This is a genomic window from Magnetococcales bacterium, assembly GCA_015231925.1.
Taxonomy (GTDB): Bacteria; Pseudomonadota; Magnetococcia; order Magnetococcales; family JADGAQ01; genus JADGAQ01.
In genome coordinates, this window is sequence record JADGAQ010000036.1 from 21,883 (window position 1) to 28,203 (window position 6,321).

General features: G+C 62.8%; 6 protein-coding genes. All 6 read left to right on the forward strand.

The features are described 5' to 3' along the window. The first annotated feature begins 50 nt into the window (after nucleotides 1-50). The 6 genes from HQL56_06290 to HQL56_06315 all read left to right on the forward strand — a co-directional run bounded on the left by HQL56_06290 (nucleotide 51) and on the right by HQL56_06315 (nucleotide 6,178). A complete protein-coding gene (locus HQL56_06290) occupies nucleotides 51-1,430 on the forward strand; it encodes a sigma-54-dependent Fis family transcriptional regulator (GenBank protein MBF0309117.1) in 1,380 nt (459 codons plus the stop codon). Between the two features lie 27 nt (nucleotides 1,431-1,457). Then, on the forward strand, nucleotides 1,458-2,573 hold the full coding sequence (locus tag HQL56_06295; protein MBF0309118.1) for a hypothetical protein: 1,116 nt from the start codon (nucleotides 1,458-1,460) through the stop codon (nucleotides 2,571-2,573). After that, nucleotides 2,570-4,399 carry a HAMP domain-containing protein gene (locus HQL56_06300; GenBank protein ID MBF0309119.1) on the forward strand — a complete coding sequence of 610 codons (1,830 nt, stop codon included), beginning with the start codon at nucleotides 2,570-2,572 and terminating at the stop codon, nucleotides 4,397-4,399. The genes HQL56_06295 and HQL56_06300 overlap by 4 nt, the downstream gene beginning before the upstream one ends. Nucleotides 4,400-4,525: 126 nt before the next feature. Beyond that, a complete protein-coding gene (locus HQL56_06305) occupies nucleotides 4,526-5,329 on the forward strand; it encodes a triose-phosphate isomerase (GenBank protein ID MBF0309120.1) in 804 nt (267 codons plus the stop codon). Nucleotides 5,330-5,341: 12 nt separating this feature from the next. Then, a complete protein-coding gene (gene secG, locus HQL56_06310) occupies nucleotides 5,342-5,731 on the forward strand; it encodes a preprotein translocase subunit SecG (protein ID MBF0309121.1) in 390 nt (129 codons plus the stop codon). A 75-nt stretch (nucleotides 5,732-5,806) separates the two neighbouring features. Then, complete coding sequence (locus HQL56_06315) at nucleotides 5,807-6,178, forward strand: AAA family ATPase (GenBank protein ID MBF0309122.1); 372 nt, start codon at nucleotides 5,807-5,809, stop codon at nucleotides 6,176-6,178. Nucleotides 6,179-6,321 lie beyond the last annotated feature (143 nt).

Consider the following 6,321-nt stretch of genomic DNA (forward strand, 5'->3'; position numbering starts at 1 on the left):
TTCCCGGTGGCATCCGAACCGGACGGGGATGAAACGGAAGGAGACGGACCATGGCCCAAGAGGGAGCAAGGCTGGAGAAGATTCCGGCCAAGATACTGATTGTGGATGATGAAAAAAACATCCGTCTGACCCTGGGCGTTTGTCTCAGGGAGATGGGTTGCGAAGTGGCGGAAGCGGCCAATGAGGAGACTGCCCTGCTGGCTGCGCGGCAAAGCCACTTCGATATGGCCTTTGTCGATCTGCGCCTGGGAGCGGGCAACGGGCTCGACCTGATTCCGCGTCTGCTCGTGGAACGTCCCATGCTCTCCATCGTGGTCATCACGGCCTACGCCACTTTCGAAACCGCCGTGGACGCCATCAAACGCGGGGCTGCGGACTACCTGCCCAAACCCTTCAATCCGGCCCAAATCCGCGCCATCGTGGAGCGACTGAGTCGGCGGCGGGTGCTGGAACAACGGGTTCAGGAACTGGAAGCCATGCTGCGGGAGACCTCTCCCGAAGTGGAACTGTCCACCCAGTCCGCCGTCATGCGTCCGGTCTTCGTCACGGCGCAACGGGCGGCTCAATCCGATGCCGCCATTCTGCTACGTGGCGAAAACGGCACCGGCAAGGGGGTGTTGGCCCGTTTCATCCACTCCTGGAGCAAACGCGCCGCCCATCCCTTCGTGGTGGTCAACTGTCCCACCCTGTCGGCGGATCTGCTGGCCAGCGAACTCTTCGGTCATGTGCGGGGCGCTTTCACCGGGGCGGTGCGGGACCAGGAGGGGAGGGTGGAGGTGGCGGAAGGCGGCACCGTCTTCCTCGATGAACTGGGAGAAATCCCAACATCCCTTCAAGCAAAATTGTTGCGCTTTTTGCAGGATAAAGAGTTTGAGAGAGTCGGCGAGAATCGCACCCGCAAAGCCAATGTCCGACTCATCGCCGCAACCAACCGCAATCTGGAGGAGGATATCACCCAGGGGCGGTTTCGGGAGGACCTCTTTTTCCGCATCAACGTCATCGAAATCGTGGTGCCGCCTCTGCGGCAGCGCCGGGAGGATATCCTGCCACTGGCCTACCGCTTCCTGGAATTCTTCGCCCGCTCCGAAGGCCGGCCCACGCCGGAACTCTCCCCTCCCGCCGAAAACGCCCTGCTGGCTTATGCCTGGCCCGGCAACATCCGCGAACTGAAAAACGTCATGGAACGAGCCGCCATCATCTGGCCATCCCCCCTCATCGAACCGGAGGCCTTCCCCTCCCGAATCGCCGAACTGAGCCATATCGCCATGCCCCAGTTGGGCGGGTTGCACACCCTGGAAAGCATCGAACGGGAGCACATTTTGCGGGTCATCGCCAGCAGCCAGACCTTGGAGGAGGCCGCCGCCATACTCGGTCTCGATGTCTCGACCTTGTGGCGCAAACGCAAACGCTATCAGGGGGAGGCGAGCTGATCCGCCCCCGTGGAAAGGAAGATGGCCATGGCACAGCCCGGCGTCGAGGCGATGCTCGCAGAGGTGAAACGCCCTACAGGGCGATTGCACCTTTTTCTGGGATACGCTCCGGGCCTGGGCAAAACCGGAGCCATGCTGACCCGGGCCGCCCATTTGAAGGCTCAGGGCATTGATTGCGTGGCGGGCTTTCCCATCTCCCCCTGTCCCGACAGCCTCGAACAAATCCCCCCCCTGCTGGTGGCGCATCGCAACGTCTCCGTCGCGGAACTGGATCTCCACGGCATTCTGCGGCGCAAGCCCCGGTCGGTGATCGTCGATAACGCCTGCCACGTCAATCCGCCGCTGTTCGGCAACCGCTTCCGCTATCAGGATATTCAGGAAATTCTGCAGGCCGGCATCGACGTCCTCACCTCCTGCAACATCTACCAGATCGCCAGTCTGGGGGAGGCGATTCGCCCCCTGGCGGGTTCCCTGCCGCGACATGCCCTGCCGGACTCGTTCATGGTTCAGGTGGAGCGCATCCATCTGTCGGACCTGGACGAGTCGATCCTCTGGTACCGGTTGCGACAGGAAGACTTCTTCCGGGAATGGCACCCTACTTCCTTCGAACGAGCTCTCTTCGCCCGACAGGAGAATCTTTCGGCCTTGAGGTTGCTGGCCATGCGCCACGCCGCAGACCATCTGAGTCGCCAACGGCAGAATCATGCCACGCCCGCGCCCCTGTTCATTCCGGACCAAACCGTGGTCGGCAACCGTATCCTGGTCTGCACCAGCGCCCATTTTCCCGCCTCCACCCTGCTGCTGAAACATGGCTGGCATCTGGCCTCCCGCCTGGACCGACCCTGGTTCTGGCTGCATCTGCTGACCGGAGACGCCGGGGAGATCTCCGGCCCGGAGGAGCGGGCCCTTCGGGAACAGCGCGTCCTGGCCGGTGAGATGGGGGCGGAACTGGTCACCCTCGAAAGCCGGGACGAGGTGGTCACCCTGCTCGACTTCGCCCACTCCCACGAGGTGGGACACCTGCTCCTCTGCCGCCCGGTGGTGGATCGCTGGTGGTCCGGATCGGGAGACCTCAAACGACTGGTTCAGGAAGCCAAGGGACTGCATCTGCACCTCTTTTCCCCACAGGAACCGCCGCCATGAGACTGCAGACCAAACTCATCGGCAGCCAGTTGCCCCTGGTCGTGGCCCTCTTCGCCATCGGTTTCCTGGGCATGATGACCGTCGGACACCTGGGTCAGTACGCCAGCGGTCTGCTGCACGACAACTTCGTCGATGTCATCGCCCTGCAGGAGATGGATGACGTGGTGGAAAGGCTTCACGCCTCCTCGTTGATGCGTCTCACCGGCAGGGAGATCGATCTGGTCGGCCAAAAGCGGACCCTGAAGGAGGTCTTCGACCGGGAAATGGCCGATGTGGCCCACCATCCCACCGAGTCGGGGGAGGTGGAGCTGCTGGCCCGGCTCAGAACCTCATGGAACGACTACCTCAGCGATTTGGACCGCTTTGTGGAGGCTGCTCCGGGTACGGAAAAAAACAGCGCCTTCGATCGGATGGAAGCCCGTTTCGACACCCTCAAACAACTCCTGGAGGAGGTGGTCACCCTGAACCGCCACGCCATGGTCGAAAAGAGCGACAACGTGCATCGCATGGCCGAACGATTGGAAATCCTCATGTCGGTTTCCACCTTTCTGGCCATTCTCTCGGCCCTGCTGCTCTCGCTGTTGCTGGTGCGCTGGCTGCTGCGTCCGCTGTCGATTCTGACCCTGGCGGTTCAGCGGGTGGGGCAGGGGGATCCGGTTCGGGTGCCTGTCGGCAGCAACGACGAGGTCGGTCTGCTCTCCCGGGAGTTCAATCTGATGAGCAGCCAGTTGCATCGTCTGCGTCAGGACTCCCTCCAGGAGCTGCATCAGGCCCAGCAGACCGCCCGCGCCACCATCGACAGCCTGCCGGACCCGGTTCTGGTGGTGGACGGGGAGGGGAGGTTGCTGGCCATCAATCGGGTGGGACGCGAACTCTTCGGCACCCTGCCCGAGCCGGGGCGCACGGTTCGCGAGATGGCCTGGCCCGGTTCCCTGACGGGATATCTGGTCCAGGTACTGGCCCATCTCCTCTCCGGAAAAGGCGCCTGGCTGCCGACCAGCTTCAACGAGGCCATCCCTCTGCCGTTGGAGAGCGGAACCACCTGGTTCCTGATTCGCGCCGTGCCGCTGCTGGGTGATCAGGGTCTGGCCGGCGCCACGCTGGTGTTGCAGGATGTCTCCCGCATGCGCCGCTTCATGGAGCTGCGCAACGACCTGGTGGCCACCGTGGCCCACGAATTGAGAACCCCGCTGACCTCCCTGCACATGGCCATCCACCTGTGTCACCACGGCTCGGTGGGGGAACTGAACGACACCCAAACCCAGTTGCTGGAAGGCGCGGGCGAGGATTGCCAGCGACTGCAAACCATCGTGGACGATCTGCTCGACATCTCTCGCATCGAGTCGGGGAAATGGCTGATGAAACGGGAGCCGGTTAACATCCGGGAGCTTCTGGAGGTGGCCTGGCAACGCCTTGCCGATCTGGCTCACAACCAGGGCATGGAGCTGATACTGCAGCGCTCCGCCCTGCCCGCCGGAGAGGTGCTGGCAGACGGGGAGCGCCTCGGACTGGTGCTGACCAACCTGATTTCCAACGCCCTGCGCTACTCCGGCAGCGGCGGCCAGGTGACTCTCGGCGCGCGTTGCGAGGGCAGCCGGCTCCTTGTCGAGGTCAGCGATTCGGGTCCGGGAATTCCCGAGGAGTTCCAGCAGCGCATCTTCGACAAATTCTTCCGGGTTCCCGGCATCGGTGGGAGCGGCTCCGGACTGGGGCTATCCGTCTGCCGGGAAATCGTCGAAGCCCACGGCGGGCAGATCGGCGTGGATTCCAAACCGGGGCAGGGCAGCCGCTTCTGGTTTTCCCTGCCGGGATTCGACGCACACTGAGCGATTTTTGGCCAATTCATCATTGACTGACCCCGTTTTCCACCTAAAATGCAAAGGTTGGGGTCCATGCCAACGGACTCCGAGGCGACAAGTGTCTCTGGCTCCCTTGGGGAGGATCGGTCGGTCATGAAACGCCGGGCTATGGTGGTGGGCAATTGGAAGATGAACGGTCTCATCGAGACCGCGCAGGAGCTTGCCCAGGAGATCCTCGAAGGCCTGATGGAGCGCGAAAACCGGCAACTGCTCTGTGAAGTGGTGCTGTGTCCCCCGTTCACCGCCCTGTACGCCCTGCACGCCCCCTCTTCCTCTTCCCTGAAACTGGGGGCGCAGAACATGTCCCCGGAACCCGGCGGAGCCTTCACGGGAGAGATTTGCGGTCTGATGTTGCGCAACGTCGGGTGCCGCTATGTCATCCTGGGACACTCCGAGCGACGCATCCATTTCGGCGAGAGCGACGCTCTGATCGCCCGGAAACTGGAAGCCGCTTTTCGCGACGGGCTCATTCCCATCGCCTGTCTGGGGGAGAATCTGGCCGACCGGGAGGAGGGACGCACCCTCGACGTGGTGGACGCCCAGTTGCAAGCCCTGTTGACCGCCATTCCGGAAGGCCCGCAACCCGCCAGGCAGCAGATGGTGCTGGCCTATGAACCCGTCTGGGCCATCGGTACGGGCCACAACGCCACCCCGGAGCAGGTTCAGGAGGTGCATCGCTTTCTGCGGCAACGCCTCTCCGACACTCTGGGCGAGGAGCTGGGCGGTCGCATGCGCATTCTCTACGGCGGCTCCCTGAAACCGCAAAACGCCGCCGCCATCTTCGCCCAACCCGACGTGGACGGCGGTCTCGTCGGCGGCGCCTCGCTGAAGGCGGCGGAATTTCTGGCCATCATCGATGCCGTTTCCAATCCCAAGGAACCGGTCCTGATCCGGTAGGAGTGTTGTTTCATGACGTTGATTTTGGCAGTGGTGCATGTACTGGTTTCGGTTCTGTTGATCTCCGTGGTACTGCTGCAGAAGGGCAGTGGGGCGGACATGGGCGCGGCCTTCGGCGGCACATCGCAAAGCCTTTTCGGCGCTCGGGGCTCCGGGAGCTTTCTGGGCAAGGTGACGGCCGGCTTGGCTACCGCCTTCATGTTGACCAGCCTCTCCCTGGCCTTCTACTCCAACGCCAAGGCCCCCACGACCTCGGTGATGGAAGCCCCGGCCGCCGCCGCTCCCGCCGACGGCACGGCGAAGCCCGCCGCCGAGGCCACCCCCGTTCCCGCCAAAGGCGAAGCCCAACCCGCCCCGGAAGCCCCCCCCGCGACCGGCAACAAGCCGATTCCCGTGCAGTAGCCCTTTCGGGGGGCGGGTCGTCGCCCGCCCCCCCGCCAGTCGTTTTCAGAGCCTTTCCCCAACGAGGAGTCTGAAATGCTGACCAAGTTGATCATGCGAAACTTCAAGCGGTTTGAAGAGGCGGAGATCGATTTGGATGCCTGCGTCGTGCTGATCGGCCCCAACAACAGCGGCAAAAGCACGGCGCTTCAGGCCCTGACCCTCTGGGAGCTGGGACTGCGGCGCTGGATGGAAAAACGCCGGGGTGGCTCGGCTGCCACGCAGCGCCAGGGCGTGACCATCAACCGACGCGACATGATGTCCCTCCCGGTGCCTGTTGCCAGCATGCTGTGGCGCGATTTGCATGTTCGCAGCAGACGTTCCGGGCAAAACAAAACCCAGAATGTCTGCATCGCACACCATGAACGCCTTGAAGTAGCGAAAAGAGCAACTCCTGCGGCGGGATAGATCACTTCCTTCGATTCCAGTCAACAGAAAACGGCAAAGGACAGAACATTTCCTTTTTTTGATACTTTAGAGGCAACATATTGAAAGGCGGTATCTGTTCAGGTATACGGGGGTTTGGGGGGGATTATCCCCCCCAACGGGTC